This window comes from Rhabdaerophilum calidifontis (genome assembly GCF_008641065.1).
GTDB classification, from domain to species: Bacteria; Pseudomonadota; Alphaproteobacteria; order Rhizobiales; family Beijerinckiaceae; genus Rhabdaerophilum; species Rhabdaerophilum calidifontis.
Window position 1 is genome coordinate 47308 of record NZ_VTRS01000006.1, and the last position, 20429, is coordinate 67736.

A 20429-nucleotide genomic window follows, 5' to 3' on the forward strand; every position below is an offset into this window, starting at 1 on the left:
TGTGCTTCGCGTCACCGCAGGGTGATGCGAAGCCGGCAAGACTCTTCGCGCGCTCGAGAAACGCGGAACGTCTGTAACGCAAGACTTCGTCAACGCCTTGAGGCGTTTCATGGGAATATTGGAGGCTGACATGGCCGACGTGAAAAGGACGACCCAGACCCGGACAGGCACAACGCCCGCACAGGCGGCGCTGGTTGCCAAGCCGCAGGACCGGGTCCTGAGCCCGGCTGCCGAACTGGCCGCGATGGGCGGCGGCGAGGTGGCCTATATCCGGGCCTTCCGCGCTTCCGAACTGCGCCATCTCTTCCCGCAGAGCGCCCAATTGCACCCCTCCGTCCGGCTCTACGCGCTGTTCGGCGCCGATGGCGCGCCGCTGATGCTGGCCGACAGCCGCGACGCGGTCATTGCCGGCGCCTGGCAGCACGAACTCGCCATCGCCGTGCTGCATTGAGGGATCAGAGCGCGGCGACCTCCCGCGCGAGCCCGAGCGTGATGCGGACCAAGGCGGCGATATCCGCCTCGCGCGACAGGCGGTGATCCCCGTCCGGGATCACGCTCATCCGGATATCCTCGGCCGGAAGCCGCGCGACGAAAGCCTCGACATGCGCGAGCGGAACATCCGGATCCTGTCCGCCCTGGAGGATATGCACCGGCACCCCGAGCCGGACCTCGCGTGTCATCAGCCGGTGGCGGCGCCCGTCCTCGATCAGCCGCATCGTGATCGGGTAGGGCTCCGGCGAATAGGCGGAGGGCCGATACCAGACGCCCTTCGCCGTGATCTCGGCGCGGATCTCCGGCGGGAACGCCTCCCACATCAGCATCTCGGTGAAATCGACCGCCGGGGCGATCAGCACCAGTCCGCCGGGCGGGTTCCCCTCCTTGGCCAGGATTTCCGTGGCGCGCAGCGCGAGCCAGCCGCCCATCGAGGAACCGACGAGGATCGGCCGGCGGCCGCCGAAGCCGCGGATCATGCGCAGCGCGTCGTCGAGCCAGAGCGAGAGCGTCGCGGCGAGGAAATCGCCCGTGCTCGCGCCATGGGCGGTATAGTCGAAGCGCAGGCTGGCGCGCCCCTCGGCCGCCGCCGCCGCGCCCAGCGCCAGGGCCTTCGTCGAGGTCATGTCGGAGCGGAAACCGCCCATCCACAGGATCGCCGGCGCATGGCCGGGCTGATGGTGATAGGCGAGGCGGCGGGCGGGAAAACCGTTCTCCCCATCTGCCGCAACCGTGAGGAATTGCGCCGCCTCCTGCATCTCTCTATGTCTCCGCCTCGGGAATATCCGGTTCGCGGATCCTCCTCTCACAGGCGCCCCGCCGATTGAAAGAGCCGCGATGGTTTTTTCCTCCACGACGCCGAAGCCCCTGCGCGGCCGGACGATCCTCCAGATCATCCCCGATCTCAACGCCGGCGGCGCCGAGCGCACCACGATCGACATCGCCGAGGGGCTGAACCAGGCGGGCGCCCGCGCGCTGGTCGCCACCGAAGGCGGGCGGCTGATCGGCGAACTCCAGACCAAGGGTGGCATCTGGGTGCCATTCCCCGCCGGAACCAAGAACCCGGCGGCGATGGCGATGAATGTGGGCCGGCTCGCCCGGCTCATCCGCGCCGAGCGGGTGGATCTCGTCCATGCCCGCTCCCGCGCGCCGGCCTGGGTCGCCTATGCGGCGGCGCGCGCCACCGGCGCCGGCTTCGTCACGACCTATCACGGCACCTATTCCGGCCGCTCTGCGCCGAAGATCCTATACAACTCGATCATGGCGCGCGGCGATGTCGTGATCGCCAATTCGCTCTTCACCGCCGAACTGATCCAGAAGACGCACCGGATCGAGCCGCAGCGCCTGCGCGTCATCCATCGCGGCACCGATCTGAATGTCTTCGCGCCCGAGCGCGTCGGGCCGGACAGGGTGGAGAAGATCCGCCGCGCCTGGCTCGTCTCGCCGGACGAACGGATCGTGCTGCTCGCGGCGCGGCTTACGGCCTGGAAGGGCCAGAAGCTCCTGATCCAGGCGGCGGAGATGCTGCGCGCCCGTGATTATCACGATGTCGTCTTCGTGCTCGCGGGCGACCCGCAGGGACGCGACGGCTATGTCGCCGAACTCGACCGCATGATCGCCGACGCCAATCTCGGCGGCGTGGTGCGTCGCGTCGGCCATGTCACGGACATGCCGGCGGCGCTGCTTGCCTCGGCGATCGTCGCCGTGCCCTCCACCGAGCCGGAAGCCTTCGGCCGGGTTGCGGTCGAGGCGCAGGCGATGGGCGTGCCGGTGGTGGTTTCCAATCTCGGCGCCGTGCCGGAAACGGTGCTGGCGCCGCCGCAGGTGCGCCCCGAGGCGCGGACCGGCTGGCGGATCGAACCCGGAAACGCCTTCGCGCTCGCCGAAGCCCTCGCCGCGGCTTTGGATCTGCGCGCCTCGGCCCGCGAGGCGATGGCGGCGCGCGCGCGCCACCATGTCGAGGGCCGCTTCTCGCTCGAAACCATGGTTTCCGAGACGCTCGACTGCTATACGGCCCTGCTCGAGGGCCGCGTCGGATAATGGCGCCCGCGCCGCCTTGCCGTTGACTTTGACAGCGATTATGCAGATTTTCGTCCGCCCGGCGCGTCGCCGCGCGGGCCCCCTTGCCACAGCGACAGGAGAACGACCATTCGCAGGCCCATGAGAAACGCTCCCCTTCCGGTGAAGGAGGGGCCGCGCGTCAACCGCGATATCCGCATCCGTGAGGTCCAGGTCATCGACGCCGACGGCTCGAACAAGGGGATCCTGTCCACGTTCGATGCCATCAAGCTCGCGGAGGATCAGGGGCTCGATCTGGTCGAGGTTTCGCCGAACGCGAACCCGCCCGTCTGCAAGGTGATGGATTACGGCCGCTTCCGCTTCCTCGAGCAGAAGAAGGCGGCCGAGGCCCGCAAGAAGCAGAAGACCATCGAGATCAAGGAGATCAAGCTCCGCCCGGCCATCGACGACCACGATTACGGCGTCAAGATGAAGGCGATGAAGGGCTTCTTCGAGGAAGGCAACAAGGTCAAGATCACGCTGCGCTTCCGCGGCCGCGAGATGGCGCACCAGGATATCGGCATGAAGGTGCTCGACCGGGTGAAGCAGGATGTCGCCGAGATCGCCAAGGTCGAGAACGAGCCGAGCTTCGAGGGTCGCCAGGTGGTGATGGTGCTCGCGCCGAAATGAGGCGCGCATCGGGGTGAAACTGCTCGCCATCTATCTCGGTGCGGCTTTTGCGGAGATCGCGGGCTGTTACCTCTTCTGGGCGTGGCTGCGCCTTGGCAGGCCGGCCATCCTCGCGGTTCCCGGCCTGTTCCTGCTGGCGCTTTTTGCCGCCTTGCTCACCCTCGTGCCCGCCTCGGCGGCCGGACGTGTCTTTGCCGCCTATGGCGGGGTTTATATCGTGGCTTCCCTCGTCTGGATGATCGGTATCGAACGGGTGCCGCCCGACCGTTGGGATCTCATCGGAACGAGCCTCTGTCTGCTTGGGGCGGGCCTCATCCTCCTCGGCCACCGTGCTTGATTTCCCGCCCGCTTTCCCCTATATGCGCGCCTTTCGTTGAACCGCCCGGCCGGTAAGGGCTGCCGTGGCGGTTCTTTCGCGTCCGGAATCCGTTGAGGATTTCATCGGCGCTTGCGGCCTTTCGGGGTCGCTCTTCCTGTGGAGAAGCAAATGCCCAAGCTGAAGACCAAATCGGGCGCGAAGAAGCGCTTCAAGATCACCGGAACGGGCAAGGTGAAGTTCGCCCAATCCGGCAAGCGCCACGGCATGATCAAGCGCACCAACAAGCAGATCCGCGATCATCGCGGCATGAAGGTGCTGTTCAAGACCGACGGCGACAACATCAAGAAATACTGGCTCCCGAACGGCTGATTACCTCGGGCCAATTCGAAACGATCAGCAATTCAAGGAGTTAAGAAATGTCTCGTGTCAAAAGGGGCGTGACCAGCCACGCCAAGCACAAGAAGGTCTACAAGGCCGCCAAGGGCTTCTATGGTCGCCGCAAGAACACCATCCGCACCGCCAAGGCCGCCGTCGACCGCGCGATGCAATACGCCACGCGCGACCGGCGCGTGAAGAAGCGCACCTTCCGCGCGCTCTGGATCCAGCGCATCAACGCGGCGGTGCGGGAATACGGGCTCACCTATTCCCGCTTCATCGACGGGCTCGCCCGCGCCAACATCTCGATCGACCGCAAGGTGCTCTCCGATCTCGCGATCCGCGAGCCGGATTCCTTCAAGGCGATCGTCGAGCAGGCGAAGGGCGCGCTGCCGGCCGGCGCCTGACCATCGCATCACGGGCAAATCCGCCGGAAGCGGCGGGTTTGCCATTCTCCGCCAGCTCCGCCGCGCGGCGGAACTTGACGCCCGCCGGGCCGGCGTGACAAGCGGGGTTCCGCCTGAACCGGAACCCGCCATGACCGATCCTGCCGCTCTCGAATCCTCCCTCCTCGCCGATATCGCCGCCGCTACCTCCGAGGAGGCGCTCGAAGCCGTCCGTGTCGCCGCGCTCGGCAAGAAGGGCTCGCTCTCGGCCCTGCTGGCGACATTGGGCACCATGGCGCCGGAGGAGCGCAAGAGCTTCGGCGCGGCGGTCAATGCGGTGAAGGACCGCGTCGCCGAGGCGCTCAGCGCCCGCAAGGCCGTGCTCAAGGATGCCGCGCTCGACGCCCGCCTCGCGACCGAGCGGCTCGATGTCACGTTGCCGGCGCGCGAGAGCGGCATCGAGGCCGGGCGCATCCACCCGATCAGCCAGGTGATGGACGAACTGACCGCGATCTTCGCCGATCTCGGCTTCGCCGTGGCCGAGGGGCCGGATATCGAGAGCGACGATCTCAATTTCACCCGGCTCAACTTCCCGCCCCATCACCCGGCGCGGGAGATGCACGACACCTTCTTTTTCGCGCCGGATGCGAAGGGCGAGCGGAAATTGCTGCGCACGCATACCTCGCCGGTGCAGGTGCGGACCATGCTGAGCCAGAAGCCGCCGATCCGCGTCATCTGCCCCGGCCGCACCTATCGCTGCGATTCGGACCAGACGCACACGCCGATGTTCCATCAGGTCGAGGGGCTGGTGATCGACCGTTCCGCCAATCTCGGCCAGCTCAAATGGGTGCTGAAGGAATTCTGCAGGGCCTTCTTCGAGGTCGCGGATGTCCGGATGCGTTTCCGCCCCTCCTTCTTCCCCTTCACGGAACCCTCGATGGAGGTGGACATCCAGTGTTCGCGCCGGGGCGGCGAGATCCGCTTCGGCGAGGGCGAGGATTGGCTCGAAATCCTCGGCTGCGGCATGGTGCATCCGAATGTGCTGAGGAATTGCGGCCTCAACCCGGACGAGGTGCAGGGTTATGCCTGGGGCATGGGCATCGACCGCATCGCCATGCTGAAATACGGCATGCCGGACCTGCGCCCCTTCTTCGAGGCCGACATCCGCTGGCTGAAGCATTACGGCTTCCGGCCGCTCGACCTGCCGAGCCTGGCGGGCGGGCTGAGCGCATAAGGGGGCAAACATGAAATTCACCCTCTCCTGGCTCAAGGATCATCTTGAAACCGATGCCTCGCTCGCCGAGATCGTCGAGGCGTTGACGCGCATCGGCCTCGAGGTCGAGCATGTCGAGGATCCCGGCGCGAAGCTTTCGGCCTTCACGGTTTGCTATGTGGTCTCGGCCGAGCAGCACCCGAATGCCGACCGGCTGCGCGTCTGCATGGTCGAGACCGGCCTCGGCGGCGAACCGGTGCAGGTGGTCTGCGGCGCGCCCAATGCCCGCAAGGGCATGAAGAGCGTGTTCTCCCCGCCCGGCACCTATATTCCGGGCAAGGACATCACCCTCGGCAAGGGCGTGATCCGGGGCGTCGAATCGAACGGCATGCTCTGCTCGGGCCGCGAATTGCTCGTGAACGAGGATCATGACGGCATCCTCGATCTGCCGGCGGATGCGCCGATCGGCATGCCTTACGCCGAATGGGCCGGCCTTGCCGATCCCGTCATCGAGATCAACCTGACGCCGAACCGGCCGGATGCGGCCGGCATCCACGGCATCGCGCGCGATCTCGCGGCGGCCGGCCTCGGCAAGCTCAAGGATCGCGGCATCGCGCCGGTGAAAGGCAGCGCCGCCTGCACCGTGCCGGTCACGCTTGCCTTCGAGGGCGATGACCGGGCGCTCTGCCCGGCCTTCGCGCTGCGCCTCGTCGAGGGGGTGAGGAACGGCCCCTCGCCGGAATGGATGCAGAAGCGCCTGCGCGCCATCGGGCTGCGCCCGATCAACGCGCTGGTCGATATCACGAACTACGTCACCTTCGATCGCGGCCGGCCGCTGCACGTGTTCGATGCCGCGAAGGTGAAGGGCGCGCTCACCGTGCGCCGCGCATGGCCGGGCGAGAGCCTCGTCGCGCTCGACGGCCGCACCTACGCGCTCGATCCGTCCATGGTCGTGATCGCGGACGAGAACGGCCCGGAATCGCTCGCCGGCATCATGGGCGGCGAGCATTCCGGCTGCGACGAATCGACGACGGATGTGCTGATCGAATCGGCCTTGTGGGACCCGACCAACATCGCCCAGACCGGGCGTCGGCTCGGCATCGTCACGGATGCGCGCTACCGTTTCGAGCGCGGGGTCGATCCCGCCTTCACCCTGCCGGGAATCGAACTGGCGACGCGGCTCGTGACGGAGCTGTGCGGCGGCACGCCGAGCCAGGTGACGCTGGCCGGCGCAGTTCCGGAGCGCGAGCGGATCATCGATTTCCCGGTCGCGGAAGTGAAGCGGCTGACGGGGCTCGACCTGCCCTTCTCCGAGATGAAGGCCATCCTCTCCGCGCTGGGCTTCTGGGTCTCCGGCATCGCGCCGCATGTGAAGGTGGCGGTGCCCTCCTGGCGGCCGGACATCGAGGGCAAGGCCGATCTCGTCGAGGAGATCGTCCGCATCCACGGCATCGACGCGGTGCCGCTGGTGCCGATCGCGCGGGTCGATCAGGTGCATCGGCGGGTGCTCACCCCGCTTCAGCTGCGCGTCCGGCAGGCGCGGCGCGCGCTCGCCGCCCGCGGGCTTGTCGAGGCGGTCACCTGGTCCTTCATCGCGAAGGGCGCCGCGACCCTGTTCGGCGGCGGCCAGCCGGCGCTGGCGCTCGCCAACCCGATCGCAGCGGATCTCTCGGACATGCGCCCGAGCCTGATGCCGGGGCTTGTCCTTGCTTCGCAGCGCAACGCTGACCGCGGCTACCCGGATCACGCCCTGTTCGAGGTCGGGCAGGTCTTTCTCGGTGATGGCGAGGACGAGCAGCGCTTCGCGGCCGCAGGGCTCCGGCGCGGGCTGGCCTCGGGGCTCGGAACCGGCCGGCACTGGTCCGGCACGGCCGAGGCATCGATCCATGATGCGAAGGTCGATCTCCTGGCCGCGCTCGCGGCGATGAATGTGCCGACCGGCGGGCTTCAGATCGTCAATGTCGACCTGCCGCCCTTCCTCCATCCCGGCCGCTCGGCGATCCTGCGCTTCGGTCCGAAGGAGGTGGTCGGCTGGTTCGGCGAATTGCATCCGCGCGCGGTCGAGGCGCTCGGGGCGGAGGGACGGCTCGTCGCCTTCGAACTCGTGCTCGACGTGCTGCCGCAGCCCAAGCGCAAGCCGACCCGGGCGCGGGCGCGGCTCGATCTCGCCGACCTTCAGCCCGTCAGCCGTGATTTCGCCTTTCTTGTCGACGAGACGGTGGAGGCGGAAGCGATCCTTCGGATCGCGCGTGGACTTGACCGGGCGCTCATCGCGGATGTCTCGGTTTTCGACCGCTATGCCGGCAAGGGCGTCGAGCCCGGCAAGGTCTCGATCGGTCTTGCCGTGACGCTCCAGCCACGCGACAAGACCTTGACCGATGCCGAGATCGACGCACTCTCGGCAAGGCTTGTCGCCGAGATCGCGGCGAAGACAGGGGCTGTCCTGCGCGCCTGAGTGCCCGGCACAGCAAGGATGGAACGGGAATGCGCTTGCGGGCCGCTGCCCTTCTGCTTGGCCTCTGGGCCGTGATGCCGTCGCATGCGGCGATCGCGGCTGGCTGCGAGCAGATCACCAATGCCTTCGCCTACAATGAATGCCTCGCACGGCAGGGGCCGCAACGCGGCCAGCGCGCGGCGACCGCTGCCGGAGACCCGGAGGCGACCGTCCGCGGCCGCGCGCGGGGGCGCGCCGGCGGGCTCGAGCCCCTCGGGGGCGGCCATGGCGTGACGATCCAGCGCCGCGGCGGCAACCGCGTCTCCGCAACGATCGACCCCTGGTCCTCGGTGCGCCAGACGGATTCCTCGCTCCGGCGCCGGCGCCGCTGAGCCTCAATCGAGCCGCGAATAGCCGAGCGTCTCGAAGCGCATGTCGAGCGCGTCGATCATCAGCAGCCGCCCGATCAGCGGCGTGCCGAACGGTGTGATCTGGCGGATCACCTCGATCGCCTGGAGCGAGCCGACGAGGCCGCAGAGCGCGCCGAGCACCCCGGCCTCGGCGCAGGTCGGAATGGCGCCGGGGGGCGGCTTGTCCGGGTAGAGATCGCGGTAGCGCGGGTTGAGCCCCCCCTCCTGCGCCGCCTCCCACGGGCGCAGAACCGTCACCGCGCCGTGGAACTCGTTGACGGCGGCAGTGACGAGCGGCTTCCGCGCCGCCTCGCACGCCTCGGCGAGGGTGTAGCGAGTATCGAAATTGTCCGAGCCATCGGCGATCACGTCGTAATCCGCGACGAGGCCCGCCGCGTTGGCGGCATCGAGCCGCACCGGATGGGGCGCGATCCGGATGCCGGGATCGAGCGCGCGGATCGCGTCGCCGGCGCTGTCGGTCTTGGCGCGGCCGAGATCGGCCAGGCGATGGATCACCTGCCGCTGGAGATTGGAGAGCGACACCCGATCGTCGTCGACGATGCCGAGCGTGCCGATCCCCGCGGCAGCGAGATAGAGCAGCAGCGGCGAGCCGAGCCCGCCCGCGCCGACGACGAGCACCTTTGCGGCCCGCAGTCGCTGCTGGCCAGGCCCGCCGACATGCCTGAGCACGATATGGCGGGCGAAGCGGGAAAGGTCGTCGTTGCTCAGCATGCGCATCCCGGCCGGTTCGCCGGCTTGCGTCCGGCTCGGCAAGGTCTATAGAACGCCTCGGTTTTCTCGGCAAAGCGGCGCTTCCGCCGCCCCCCTCGGAACGGCTCCATGGCACAAAGCGATATCAAGCGCGTCGTTCTCGCCTATTCGGGCGGGCTCGACACTTCCGTCATCCTCAAATGGCTCCAGACCACCTATGGCTGCGAAGTGGTGACCTTCACCGCCGATCTCGGCCAGGGCGAGGAGCTGGAGCCGGCACGCCGCAAGGCCGAGATGCTCGGCATCCGCCCCGAGCACATCTTCATGGATGACCTGCGCGAGGAATTCACCCGCGATTTCGTCTTCCCGATGTTCCGCATGAACGCGCTCTACGAGGGGCAATACCTGCTCGGCACCTCGATCGCGCGGCCGCTGATCGCCAAGCGGCAGATCGAGATCGCGAAGCTGGTCGGGGCGGACGCCGTCTCCCACGGCGCGACCGGCAAGGGCAATGATCAGGTCCGCTTCGAACTCACCTATTACGCGCTCAATCCCAATATCAAGATCATCGCCCCCTGGCGCGAATGGGATCTCGCGAGCCGCACGAAGCTCATCGCCTTCGCAGAGGCGCATCAGATCCCGATCGCCAAGGACAAATACGGCGAGGCGCCGTTCTCTGTGGACGCCAACCTCCTCCATTCCTCCTCGGAGGGGAAGGTTCTGGAGGATCCGGCGGTCGAGGCGCCGGAGATGGTCTATATGCGCACCATCGCCCCCGAGGCCGCGCCGGACAAGGCCACCATCATCGCCATCGATTTCGAGAAGGGCGATCCCGTGGCGATCGACGGCGTGGCGATGAGCCCCGCCACCCTGCTCACGCGGCTCAACGAACTCGGGCGCGCCAACGGCATCGGCCGGCTCGATCTCGTCGAGAACCGCTTCGTCGGCATGAAGTCGCGCGGCGTCTACGAAACGCCGGGCGGCACGATCCTGCACGTGGCGCATCGCGGCATCGAGTCGATCACGCTCGATCGCGAGGCGATGCATCTCAAGGAAAGCCTGATGCCGCGCTATGCGGAGCTGGTCTATTACGGGTTCTGGTTCACGCCCGAGCGCGAGATGATCCAGGCGCTCTGCGACAAGAGCCAGGAAATGGTCACCGGCCGCGTGCGGCTGAAGCTCTACAAGGGCAATGTCACTGTGATAGGCCGCGAAAGCCCGTTCTCGCTCTATGATCAGGACCTCGTTACCTTCGAGGAGGGTGCAGTCGCCTATGATCATCGTGATGCGCAGGGCTTCATCAAGCTCAACGCGCTCCGCCTGCGCACGCTCGCCATGCGCCGGGCCCGGATCGGCTGAGAGGGCGCGGCCGACATGCTCGTGCCGCAATCGGGCTTTTCCTGAGGCGCAACCGGGGGAAGGCATCGCATGCGGCACCGCCTGAAGGTCATCGCTCTGGCGCTGGTGGCGGTCGCGACGCTCGCGGCGCTCGGCTATTGGCTCCTTGCGCCGCGCACCCTGCGCATCGCGGTCGGCCCCGTCGGCGGTGCCGATACCCGCGTCGTCGTCGCGTTCCTCCAGGCGCTCCAGCGCGAGCGCGCGGAGATCCGCCTCAAGCTGGTTCTGACCGAGGGTGCCGTCGCCAGCGCCCGCGCCTTCGCGGAGGGGCGAGCCGATCTCGCGATCGTCCGCTCCGATGCCGGCCTGCCGCCGGAGGGCGCGACGGTGGCCATCATTCGCCGCGATGCCGTGTATCTGATCACGCGGCCCGGCGCGGAGATCGCGCGGTTCAGCGATCTCCGCGGCAAGACGGTCGGATTGATCGAGGGGCGTCCCGCCAATGACGCGACCTTCGAGAAGGTGCTCGCACATTACGGGCTCGCGATCGACGACGCGGATCTCCTGCGCGGCAGCGCCGCCGAGCTCCAGCAGGCGGCACGCGAAGGCCGGCTCGATGCGATCTTCGTCGTCGCGCCGCCGGCGGACCGGGTGGGCCGGACCTTCTTCCAGAGCTTTCCGCCCGTCGAGGGGCAGGAGCCGGCGATCATCGCCGTGACGGAGGCCGACGCGCTCGTCGAGGACAATCCCGGCCTCGACACGATCGAGATCGTCCGCGGGGCCTTCGGCGGCGAGCCGCCGCGCCCGGCCGAGACGCTGACGACGCTTGCCGTCAGCCATCGGCTGATCGCCCGCCGCCGGCTCGACGATGCGCTGATCGCCGATCTCACCCGCCTGCTCTCCCAGCTGCGGCTGGCGATCGTCGCCGAGGCGCCGGCCGCGAACCAGATCGAGCTGCCCTCGACCGAGGACCGCGCGGCGAAGCTGCCGATCCATCCCGGCACGATCGCCTATGCCGAGGGCGAGACGCGCACCTTCTTCGAGCGCTACGGCGACTGGTTCTATCTCGGCGTGATGGGGTTCTCGCTGGTCGGCTCCGTGGTCGCGGCCTTCTGGTCGCGGCTCACGGCGGCGCGGCCGCCCGTCAACCTGCGCAGCGATCTTTCCGACTTCGTGCGGCTGATCGAGCGGGTGCGGGCCGGGCCCGACGCGGAGGATCTGGCCGCAATCGAACGCGAAAGCGAGCGGTTGCGTGCCGATTTCGCCACCGCCATGATCGCCAACGAGCCGGATGCCGACCAGATCGCGGCGATGCGCTTCCTGATCGACGAACTGGAGGCGGCCCTGGCGCGACGGCGCGCGGGGCTCCTTCGCGCGGGCTGAGCTTGCTCCGGCGGCGTAAAACGGTTATTGCGCCGCAACACCCGCTTTCGAGATGACACGGTCTGGCCGCGACCGAAGCCGCGCGCCACCACGAACCCGGATTTCCCATGGCCCTTCGCAACATCGCCATCATCGCGCATGTCGACCACGGCAAGACAACGCTGGTCGACAAGCTCCTCGCGCAATCCGGCGCCTTCCGGGACAACCAGCGCGTCGCCGAGCGCGTGATGGATTCGAACGATCTCGAAAAGGAGCGCGGCATCACCATCCTCGCCAAGGCGACCTCGGTCGTCTGGAAGGGCACGCGCATCAATATCGTCGATACGCCAGGCCACGCCGATTTCGGCGGCGAGGTCGAGCGCATCCTCTCGATGGTGGATTCGGCGATCGTGCTCGTCGACGCCGCCGAGGGGCCGATGCCGCAGACCAAGTTCGTCGTCGGCAAGGCGCTGAAGATCGGGCTCAAGCCGATCGTCGCGATCAACAAGGTCGACCGGCCCGACGCGCGGGTCACCGAGGTGGTCAACGAGGTCTTCGACCTGTTTGCCGCGCTCGACGCGACCGACGAGCAGCTCGATTTTCCGATCCTCTACGGGTCCGGCCGCAATGGCTGGATGAGCCTGAAGCCGGACGGCGACCAGAGCGAGGGCCTTGCGCCGCTGTTCGACCTCGTTCTGAGCCATGTCCCCGAGGCGAGCACCGAGGAAGGGCCTTTCCGCATGCTCGGCACGCTGCTCGAGGCGAACCCGTTTCTCGGCCGCATCATCACCGGCAAGATCTCCTCCGGCTCGGTGAAGCCGAACCAGCAGATCAAGGTGCTCGACCGAAAGGGCAATGTCGTCGAGACCGGCCGCGTCTCGAAGATCCTCGCCTTCCGCGGGCTGGAGCGTCAGCCGATCGACGAGGGCGTTGCCGGCGACATCGTCTCCATCGCCGGGCTCGTCAAGGGCACGGTCGCGGACACGTTCTGCGATCCCGCCGTCACCGAGCCGATCCAGGCGCAGCCGATCGACCCGCCGACCGTGACGATGAGCTTCATCGTCAATGACAGCCCGCTCGCCGGCACCGAGGGCGACAAGGTCACGAGCCGCATGATCCGCGACCGCCTGTTCAAGGAGGCCGAGGGCAACGTGACGCTGAAGATCGAGGAGAGCCAGGACAAGGATTCGTTCTTCGTCTCCGGCCGCGGCGAATTGCAGCTCGCGATCCTGATCGAGACCATGCGCCGCGAGGGCTTCGAACTCGCCGTGTCGCGCCCCCGCGTCGTGTTCACCGAGGGCGAGAACGGCGAGATGCTGGAGCCGGTGGAAGAGGTCGTCATCGATGTCGACGAGGAATATTCCGGCACCGTCGTGCAGAAGATGAGCGAGCGCCGCGCCGAGATCATCGAGATGAAGCCCTCGGGCGGCAACCGCCAGCGCCTCGTCTTCCACGCGCCGACGCGCGGGCTGATCGGCTATCAATCCGAACTCCTCACCGATACGCGCGGCACCGCGATCATGAACCGGCTGTTCAAGGCCTATGAGCCATTCAAGGGCGAGATCGCCGGGCGTTCGAACGGCGTGCTCATCGCCAACGAGGCGGGGGAGGCGGTGGCCTATGCGCTCTGGAACCTCGAGGATCGCGGGCCGATGATCATCGAGCCGGGCTGGAAGGTCTATCAGGGCATGCTCGTGGGCATCCATTCCCGCGACAACGACCTTGAGGTCAATGTTCTCAAGGGCAAGAAGCTCACCAATATCCGCACCACCTCGAAGGACGAGGCCGTGCGCCTCACCCCGCCGATCCGCATGACGCTCGAACGCGCGCTGGCCTGGATCCAGGACGACGAACTCGTCGAGGTGACGCCGAAATCGATCCGCCTGCGCAAGCGCTTCCTCGATCCGAACGACCGCAAGCGCGCCGAGAAGCAGAAGGAAGCGCTGAGCGCCTGAGGCGGGACGAGGGCGGGCGACAAAGGTCGCCCCGGCATCGGAATCAGCCTATCTAGGCAAGATGCCCATCCGCCGCCTTGACCCCGTGCTCATCGACCAGATCGCCGCCGGCGAGGTGATCGAGCGCCCGGCTGCCGCCGTGAAGGAACTGGTCGAAAACGCCATCGATGCCGGCGCGCGCCGCATCGATATCCGCGTCGAGCAGGGCGGGCGGCGGCTCATCCGCGTCAGCGATGACGGAATCGGCATGAGCGCGGCGGATCTCACGCTCGCCGTGGAGCGCCACGCGACCTCGAAGCTGCCCGATGGCCGGCTCGATGTCATCCGCACGCTCGGCTTCCGCGGCGAGGCGCTGCCCTCGATCGGTGCCGTGGCGAGGCTCACCATCACCTCGCGCCCGCGCTCAAACCCGAGCGGTCGAGCGCAGTCCGGAGCGCGGGAAGAACACCCGAGCGGTCGAGCGCTCTCCGGAGCGAGGGAAGATACCCACGCCCACATGATCCGCGTCGATGCCGGGCGTGTCGCGCCGGTGCGGCCGGCGGCGCATGGGCCCGGTACGCGGATCGAGGTCGAGGATCTGTTCCACGCCACGCCGGCGCGGCTCAAATTCCTCAAGAGTGACCGCGCGGAGGCCCAGGCGGCGGCCTTGGTGGTGCGGCGGCTCGCCATGGCGCATCCGGGGATCGCGTTTACGCTGGCCGGCGATCATCTCGCCGGGTTCGAGCTTGCCGCCGAGAGCGGAGCGGAGGCCGTCGCGCGGCGTGTCGCCGCCCTTCTCGGCCGCGATTTCGGCGCCAATGCCGCGCCGGTGCTGGCCGAGCGACCCGGCTTGCGGCTCGAAGGGCTCGCCTCGGTGCCGACCTTCCACCGCGCGAGCGCGCTCGACCAATATCTGTTCGTCAATGGCCGCCCGGTGCGCGACAGGTTGCTGATCGGCGCCCTGCGCGCGGCCTATGCCGATACGATCACCGCCGGGCGCCACCCGGTCGTCGCGCTGTTCCTGACGCTCGATCCGGCGGCCGTGGACGTGAATGTCCACCCTGCCAAGCTGGAGGTGCGCTTCCGTGACGGCGAGGCCGTGCGCGGGCTGATCGTCTCGGGCATCCGCGATGCGCTCGCCGCAGCCGGGCACCGTACCTCGAGTCTCGGCGGCACGGCGATGCTGCGCCGCTTCGAAAGCCATGGCCTGCGCCATCTCGCCCCGCCGCCGGGAATGGCATCGCCCCCGGGCGGGCGGCCGCTGTCCTTCGTCTTTCCCGACGGGCTTCCGCCGGCGGCCGGCTCCCCCGGTCTCGCCGAGCCGCCGGTGCGGCCCGCTGCCGTGCCGCAGCCGGGCGAGGGGGCGGAATTTCCGCTCGGCCATGCGGTGGCGCAGCTTCACGCGACCTATATCGTCGCCCAGACCGCGCGCGGCATCGTGATCGTCGATCAGCACGCCGCGCATGAGCGGCTCGTCTACGAGCGGCTGAAGACGGCCCGCGCCGCCGGACCCGTGCCGCGCCAGCCCCTGCTCATTCCGGTGATCGTCGATCTCGGCGAGGCTGGCGCGGCGCGGCTCGCCGGGGCGGCGGAAGACCTGGCCGGGGCTGGGCTGGTGATCGAGCCCTTCGGCCCCGGCGCGATCGCGGTGCAGGAAGTGCCGGCGCCGCTCGCGGGGGCGGATATCCCGGCGCTGGTGCGCGATCTCGCCGACCAGATCGCGGAATGGGGCAGCGCCGAGGCGCTCGCGGCGCGGATCGACCACGTGCTCAAGACCTTCGCCTGCCACCATTCCGTGCGCGCCGGGCGCCTGCTCCGGCGCGAGGAGATGGACGCGCTGCTGCGCGAGATGGAGGCGACCCCCGGCTCCGGCCAGTGCAATCACGGCCGCCCGACCTATATCGAGATGGATCTCGGCGCGCTCGAGCGCCTGTTCGGGCGAAGCTAGCCAGGCATCCGTGCGAAGAGCAGCTGCGTGTCGCCGGCCCTGCGCCGGTCGATCTCGGCCAGCGGGGCGGGAAGGGCGATGTCGGTGCCCGCCCGTTCCTCTAGAACCGCGATCGCGCCGGGCGCGAGCCAGCCGCCCTGAAGTGCCGCGCGCAAAGCCGCCTCGCCAAGCCCCCGGCCATAGGGCGGATCGCAAAAGACCAGCGTGAACGGGGTGAACGGCGCGACATCGCCGAGCCGTGTCGCGTCCCGCCGCAGGATGCGCGTGACGCCGCCGAGGCCGAGCGCCTCGACATTCTCGCGCTGGAGGCCGCGCGCTTCGGCGCCGATATCGACCATCACCGCGAAGCCGGCGCCGCGCGACAGCGCCTCGCAGGACAGTGCCCCCGTGCCGGCGAAGAGATCGAGCACGCGCGCCCCCGCGAGCGCCTCCTCGAACCCGTGTTCGAGGATGTTGAACAGGCTCTCGCGCATCCGGTCGGTCGTTGGGCGGATCGCCATCGAGGCGGGGGCCCTGAGCACCCGCCCGCCGAGCCGGCCGCCGACGATCCGCATCGCTCAGCCTCCGCCGCGCCCGCGCGGGGGCTTGCCGTGCGGAGGCTTGCCGCCCGGCCGGCCGGCGGGCGCGCCGCCGCGCCCCCCGCCCCGCGAAGGCTTGCCGCGTGAAGGTTTGCCGCCGCCCGGTGCGCCATCCCGCCGTCCGCCGCCGGCATGCGCGCCGCGGGAATCGCGCCCCCGGAAATCCTTGCCTCCGGCTCCCGGGGCGCCGGCTCGCTTGCCCTGCGGCTTGCCGCCGCCGGCGCCGCGTTCCCCGGCTGCGCGGGGCGGGCGTTCGCGGAAAGGCCGCTCGCCGGCCTGATCGTCCCGGCGCTCGCGGAAGGGGCGCGCGCCGGCTTCATTCTCCCCGCGCGGCCGGAACGGGCGCGCATCGCCCTCCTCGTGCCGCGGCCGGAACGGGCGCGCGTCCTCGCGCTGCCCGCCGCCCTCGCGGCGCGGCGGCCGGGGCCGGAACATGTTCTCGCCGCCCTCCTCCTCCCGGCGCGGGCGGGGAGAACGATCACGGAAGGGCTTGCCTCCGCCGGCGCCGCGTTCCCCGGCAGCGCGGGGCGGGCGTTCGCGGAAAGGCCGCTCGCCGGCCTGATCGTCCCGGCGCTCGCGGAACGGGCGTGCGCCCTCGCGCCGCGCGTCGCCGCCCTCGCGGCCGTAGCGGGCCTTCCGCTCGGCCTGACGCTCGTCGCGGCTCGGCCGCGGTGCCGGCATGGGCGGCCGATCGAGCGTCACCACGCGCTCCACCTTGACCACGCGTCCCTTGCGGTCGGCGACGCGTTCGCGCTCCACCTTGAGATCCTTCGCCTCGCCCTTGAGCGCGAGATCACGCTTCTCGCCGGGCTTGCGACGGTCGAAGCGCTTCGGGCGGGCCGAGCGCTGCATCGGCGTCTCGCCATCCTCCTCGGGGCCGTCGAACCAGGCGCCGGAATCCTCGATGAGGCGCGGCCCGAGCTGGTCGCGCAGCACCCGCGTGCGCACCTCCTCGACCGCCCCGGGGCCGAGATCCTCGAGCTGGAACGGGCCGAACGAGACGCGGATCAGCCGCCCGACCTGGAGGCCGAGATGTTCGAGCACGCGCTTGATCTCGCGGTTCTTGCCCTCGCGGAGATCCATGGTCAGCCAGGCATTGTCGCCGATCTCGCGGTCGAGCGTTGCGATGATCGGGCCGTAATGCACCTCGTCGATCGTCACGCCCTCGCGCAGGGTATCGAGCGCGGCCTGGTCGACATCGCCATGGACGCGGACCCGGTAGCGCCGCAGCCAGCCGGTTTCCGGCAAGGCGAGGACGCGCGCGAGCCCGCCATCATTGGTGAGCAGCATCAACCCCTCGGTGTTGATGTCGAGCCGGCCGATCGAGACGACGCGCGGCAAATCCTCCGGCAGATTCTGGAAGATCGTCGGCCGGCCCTCGGGATCCGAGGCGGTTGTCACCAGCCCGCGCGGCTTGTTGTAGAGCCAGAGCCGCGTCCGCTCGCGCTGGGGGAGGGGGCGACCATCGACGAGGATCGTGTCGCGGCCTGTCACATCCAGCGCCGGCGAGAGGATGGCGCGGCCATTCACCGAGACGCGGCCGGCCGCCACCCATTCCTCGGCCTCGCGGCGCGAGCAGAGCCCGGCGCGTGCCATCACCCGCGCGATGCGCTCGCCGCCGGGGGCGATGCCGGCAGTGCCTTCCGCACGCGGCGGGCGGGGGCGCTCCTCACGCTCCCGCTGCTGCGCGAAATCCGCGCGCGGCGGGCGGGGGCGGAAGGCGCGCGGCTCCCGGTTGCCGCCTTCTCCCGCCTCGGCGCGTGGGCCTTGGGGGCGGAAGCCCCGCTTGGGGCGCGTCTCGCCCGCAGGGCCGGGCCGTGCCGGCCGGTCCTGCTCGGAACGGGAACGGGGGGCGCGGGGCTTGCCAGGGCGGCGTTTGTCATTATCGCTGTCGGTCATCGGGCGCTTCTAACAGGAAGGGTCCGGCCTTGCGAGGGCCGGATCCGCATTTTTGGTTGCGGGGACGGGCGGCATGCACCCGGCGCAGGGCGCGGCAGAATCGGGCTTCGATATCGCCTTCGCGGAGGCGGAGGCCGCGCGCGCGCGCGGCGAGGTGCCGATCGGCGCCGCGATCCTGCTCGACGGCCGGGTGATCGGCCGCGCCGGCAACCGCACCCGTGAATGCAACGATCCCACCGCCCATGCCGAGATCCTTGCGATCCGCGCGGCCTGCGCCGCCATAGGCTCGGAGCGGATCGGCGGCGCCGATCTCTATGTCACGCTCGAACCCTGCCCGATGTGCGCCGGCGCGATTTCCTTCGCGCGCATCCGTCGGCTCTACTACGCCGCCGCCGACCCCAAGGGCGGCGGTGTCGAACATGGCCCGCGCGTCTTCGCGCATCCGACCTGCCACCACGCACCGGAGGTCTATTCCGGGTTCCGCGAGGCCGAGGCGGCGGCTTTGCTGCGTGATTTCTTCGCGGCGCGCCGGGTCTGATCGGCCGTTCCGCGCCGGGACCCGCTCACGCTCCTGATGGGCCCGGCATCGCGCCGACCGGCAGCGTGAGCGCCGATTCGACCGCTCCGGCGAGGCTCTCCGAGGCGGCGAGGATTTTCCGGGCCGAGAAGAAATCGAGTGCGTTGTAGCCCTCGACCGGTGCCTTGAGCCGCCGCACCGGGCGCAGCCCCTCCTCGACATGCGCATCGGCCAGCGCGGCCTGCATCAGGTCGAAGACGCGGAACCCGGTCTCCACCGGGCCGGGGATCTTCTCGCCCTCGTCGCGCGCGGCGGCGCGTGAGACGTCGATCGCGAGGATCATGTCGACATCCGCCGTGATCGCCCGCACCGGCAGCGGATCGACCGCGCCGCCATCAATCAGCACGCGGTTGCCGATCACGGCCGGCCGCACCAGGCCGGGAATCGCCATCGAGGCGGCGATCGCCGGCTGGAGCGGGCCCTCGGTGAACACCACCCGTTCGAGGCGGTGGATATCGGCCGCCACCACCGCGAGCGGGATCGCGAGATCCTCGAAGCGCGGCGGCAGCGGCCGGGGCAGGAAGCGCTGGAGGATGCCCTCGCCGTCGATCAGCACCGGATTGCCGAGCCCGCGCCGCCAGAGATCGGCGAATTTCCCGACGCGGGCCTGGAACAGCCGCGCCATCACATCGGCGCGGTCGCGGAAATCCGCAAGCATATGGGCGCGCAGCTGCGCGCCGCTCGCCCCGGCGGCATAGGCCGCGCCGAGGATCGCGCCGATCGAGGTTCCCGCGATCTGGACCGGGCGCGCCCCGAGCCGGTCGAGGGTTTCGAGCACCACGACATGCGCGATGCCGCGCGCGCCGCCGGAGCCCAGCACGAGCCCGAATCGCGGCCAGTTGCGCTGGCGCCGCGCGCTCATCCGAGGAAGCCGTCAAGGGCGGCAAGCGTGTCCGCGGGGTTTTCCTCGGCCAGGAAATGCCCGCCGGCGATCGCATGCCCCGTCGCCTGCGGCGCAAAGGCGCGCCAATCGTTAAGGGGTGAAGCGCCCTCGGCAGGAATGCCCTTGTCGCCCCAGAGCACCAGGGTCGGGCAGCCGATGACGCGGCCGGCGGCGCGGTCGGCCGCGTCGGCCTCGGGGTCGCGGCTCTGTCCGGCGCGGTAATCGGCGCAGGTCGCGGCGATGCGGTCGGGATTGTTGAAGAACGCGCGATAATGCGCGAGTGCCCGCCGGTCGAAGGCCGAGAGATCCTTCTGCCGCGTCCAGCTCGCCAGCGTATGTTCGAGCCAGTCGATCGGCGCCCGGCCGATCAGGCTCTCCGGCATCGGCGCCGGCTGGGCGAGAAACGTCCAGTGATAGACCTGCATCGCGCGGGTTGCGTCCATCCGCTCCCACATCGCGAGCGTGGGAATGATGTCGAGGAGCGCGAGCCGCGTCACCCGGCCGGGATGGTCGAGCGCGAGGCGGTATCCGACCCGCGCGCCGCGATCATGGCCGATGAGCGCGAAACGGGCATGGCCGAGCGCCTCAGCGACGCGGATCACGTCCGTCGCCATTGCGCGCTTCGAATAGGTCTCGTGGCGCGGATCATCGGCCGGCGCGCTCGACCAGCCATAGCCGCGCAGATCGAGCGCGATGACGCGGAAGCGCCGTGCGAGTTCCGGCGCGATCCGGTGCCACATCACATGCGTCTGGGGGAAGCCGTGCAGCAGGACCAGCGGCGTGCCCGCGCCGCCGATCCGGGCGAAGACATGCCCGGCCTCGGTTGGAATATGGCGGCTCTCGAAACCGGGAAAGAGATCGGCGAGATCAGACATCGTGACG

At 69.4% G+C, this 20429-nt stretch carries 20 protein-coding genes; 14 read left to right on the plus strand and 6 right to left on the minus strand.

What is annotated here, in order from left to right:
- Window positions 1–130 precede the first annotated feature (130 nt).
- Window positions 131–451, plus strand: a complete 321-nt coding sequence (locus tag FWJ24_RS10700; protein WP_150287824.1) for a BQ00720 family protein — start codon at window positions 131–133, stop codon at window positions 449–451.
- Between the two features lie 4 nt (window positions 452–455).
- On the opposite strand, the gene FWJ24_RS10705 is transcribed toward FWJ24_RS10700, so the two are convergent.
- Window positions 456–1250, minus strand: coding sequence for an alpha/beta hydrolase (locus tag FWJ24_RS10705; RefSeq protein ID WP_150287825.1), 795 nt, complete (start codon window positions 1248–1250; stop codon window positions 456–458).
- A gap of 79 nt (window positions 1251–1329) precedes the next feature.
- Between FWJ24_RS10705 and FWJ24_RS10710 the strand changes: the two genes are divergently transcribed.
- The 8 genes from FWJ24_RS10710 to FWJ24_RS10745 all read left to right on the plus strand — a co-directional run bounded on the left by FWJ24_RS10710 (window position 1330) and on the right by FWJ24_RS10745 (window position 8299).
- Entirely contained in the window at window positions 1330–2532 is a 1203-nt protein-coding gene (locus tag FWJ24_RS10710; protein ID WP_150287826.1) for a glycosyltransferase, read from the plus strand.
- Between the two features lie 108 nt (window positions 2533–2640).
- On the plus strand, window positions 2641–3180 hold the full coding sequence (gene infC / locus FWJ24_RS10715; protein WP_246155664.1) for a translation initiation factor IF-3: 540 nt from the start codon (window positions 2641–2643) through the stop codon (window positions 3178–3180).
- A 13-nt stretch (window positions 3181–3193) separates the two neighbouring features.
- Entirely contained in the window at window positions 3194–3517 is a 324-nt protein-coding gene (locus FWJ24_RS10720; protein ID WP_150287828.1) for a YnfA family protein, read from the plus strand.
- A 150-nt stretch (window positions 3518–3667) separates the two neighbouring features.
- Window positions 3668–3868: a 50S ribosomal protein L35 gene (gene rpmI, locus FWJ24_RS10725; RefSeq protein WP_150287829.1), complete on the plus strand. Its 201-nt coding sequence runs from the start codon at window positions 3668–3670 to the stop codon at window positions 3866–3868.
- 47 nt (window positions 3869–3915) lie between these two features.
- Window positions 3916–4281, plus strand: coding sequence for a 50S ribosomal protein L20 (gene rplT, locus FWJ24_RS10730; RefSeq protein WP_150287830.1), 366 nt, complete (start codon window positions 3916–3918; stop codon window positions 4279–4281).
- Between the two features lie 130 nt (window positions 4282–4411).
- Window positions 4412–5494, plus strand: coding sequence for a phenylalanine--tRNA ligase subunit alpha (gene pheS, locus FWJ24_RS10735; RefSeq protein ID WP_150287831.1), 1083 nt, complete (start codon window positions 4412–4414; stop codon window positions 5492–5494).
- Window positions 5495–5504: 10 nt separating this feature from the next.
- Window positions 5505–7928: a phenylalanine--tRNA ligase subunit beta gene (gene pheT / locus FWJ24_RS10740; RefSeq protein ID WP_150287832.1), complete on the plus strand. Its 2424-nt coding sequence runs from the start codon at window positions 5505–5507 to the stop codon at window positions 7926–7928.
- A 29-nt stretch (window positions 7929–7957) separates the two neighbouring features.
- The gene (locus FWJ24_RS10745) at window positions 7958–8299 is read left to right on the plus strand and encodes a hypothetical protein (protein ID WP_150287833.1); all 342 of its coding nucleotides are present in this window, start codon (window positions 7958–7960) and stop codon (window positions 8297–8299) included.
- A gap of 3 nt (window positions 8300–8302) precedes the next feature.
- Here FWJ24_RS10745 and FWJ24_RS10750 read toward each other — a convergent pair whose 3' ends face one another.
- Window positions 8303–9055, minus strand: a complete 753-nt coding sequence (locus FWJ24_RS10750; RefSeq protein ID WP_150287834.1) for a HesA/MoeB/ThiF family protein — start codon at window positions 9053–9055, stop codon at window positions 8303–8305.
- Between the two features lie 102 nt (window positions 9056–9157).
- Here FWJ24_RS10750 and FWJ24_RS10755 point away from each other — a divergent pair, with 102 nt between their 5' ends.
- From FWJ24_RS10755 to mutL, 4 genes are all read left to right on the plus strand, one after another.
- A complete protein-coding gene (locus FWJ24_RS10755; protein ID WP_150287835.1) occupies window positions 9158–10387 on the plus strand; it encodes an argininosuccinate synthase in 1230 nt (409 codons plus the stop codon).
- Between the two features lie 69 nt (window positions 10388–10456).
- Window positions 10457–11749 carry a TAXI family TRAP transporter solute-binding subunit gene (locus FWJ24_RS10760; RefSeq protein WP_150287836.1) on the plus strand — a complete coding sequence of 431 codons (1293 nt, stop codon included), beginning with the start codon at window positions 10457–10459 and terminating at the stop codon, window positions 11747–11749.
- 107 nt (window positions 11750–11856) lie between these two features.
- Window positions 11857–13683: a translational GTPase TypA gene (gene typA / locus FWJ24_RS10765; protein ID WP_150287837.1), complete on the plus strand. Its 1827-nt coding sequence runs from the start codon at window positions 11857–11859 to the stop codon at window positions 13681–13683.
- Between the two features lie 61 nt (window positions 13684–13744).
- Window positions 13745–15610, plus strand: a complete 1866-nt coding sequence (gene mutL / locus FWJ24_RS10770) for a DNA mismatch repair endonuclease MutL (RefSeq protein ID WP_150287838.1) — start codon at window positions 13745–13747, stop codon at window positions 15608–15610.
- On the opposite strand, the gene rsmD is transcribed toward mutL, so the two are convergent.
- Together rsmD and FWJ24_RS10780 are read right to left on the minus strand one after the other, a co-directional pair.
- A complete protein-coding gene (gene rsmD, locus FWJ24_RS10775) occupies window positions 15607–16164 on the minus strand; it encodes a 16S rRNA (guanine(966)-N(2))-methyltransferase RsmD (protein ID WP_150287839.1) in 558 nt (185 codons plus the stop codon). The two genes, mutL and rsmD, sit on opposite strands and share 4 nt — an antisense overlap.
- Before the next feature lie 3 nt (window positions 16165–16167).
- Window positions 16168–18087 (minus strand): pseudouridine synthase, encoded by a 1920-nt coding sequence (locus tag FWJ24_RS10780; protein WP_150287840.1) that lies wholly within the window; start codon window positions 18085–18087, stop codon window positions 16168–16170.
- A 73-nt stretch (window positions 18088–18160) separates the two neighbouring features.
- Here FWJ24_RS10780 and FWJ24_RS10785 point away from each other — a divergent pair, with 73 nt between their 5' ends.
- A complete protein-coding gene (locus FWJ24_RS10785; protein ID WP_150287841.1) occupies window positions 18161–18625 on the plus strand; it encodes a nucleoside deaminase in 465 nt (154 codons plus the stop codon).
- A gap of 25 nt (window positions 18626–18650) precedes the next feature.
- Here FWJ24_RS10785 and FWJ24_RS10790 read toward each other — a convergent pair whose 3' ends face one another.
- Both FWJ24_RS10790 and FWJ24_RS10795 read right to left on the minus strand, forming a co-directional pair.
- A complete protein-coding gene (locus FWJ24_RS10790) occupies window positions 18651–19526 on the minus strand; it encodes a patatin-like phospholipase family protein (protein ID WP_150287842.1) in 876 nt (291 codons plus the stop codon).
- The gene (locus tag FWJ24_RS10795) at window positions 19523–20422 is read right to left on the minus strand and encodes an alpha/beta fold hydrolase (RefSeq protein ID WP_150287843.1); all 900 of its coding nucleotides are present in this window, start codon (window positions 20420–20422) and stop codon (window positions 19523–19525) included. Before FWJ24_RS10795 ends, FWJ24_RS10790 begins: the two co-directional genes overlap by 4 nt.
- Window positions 20423–20429 lie beyond the last annotated feature (7 nt).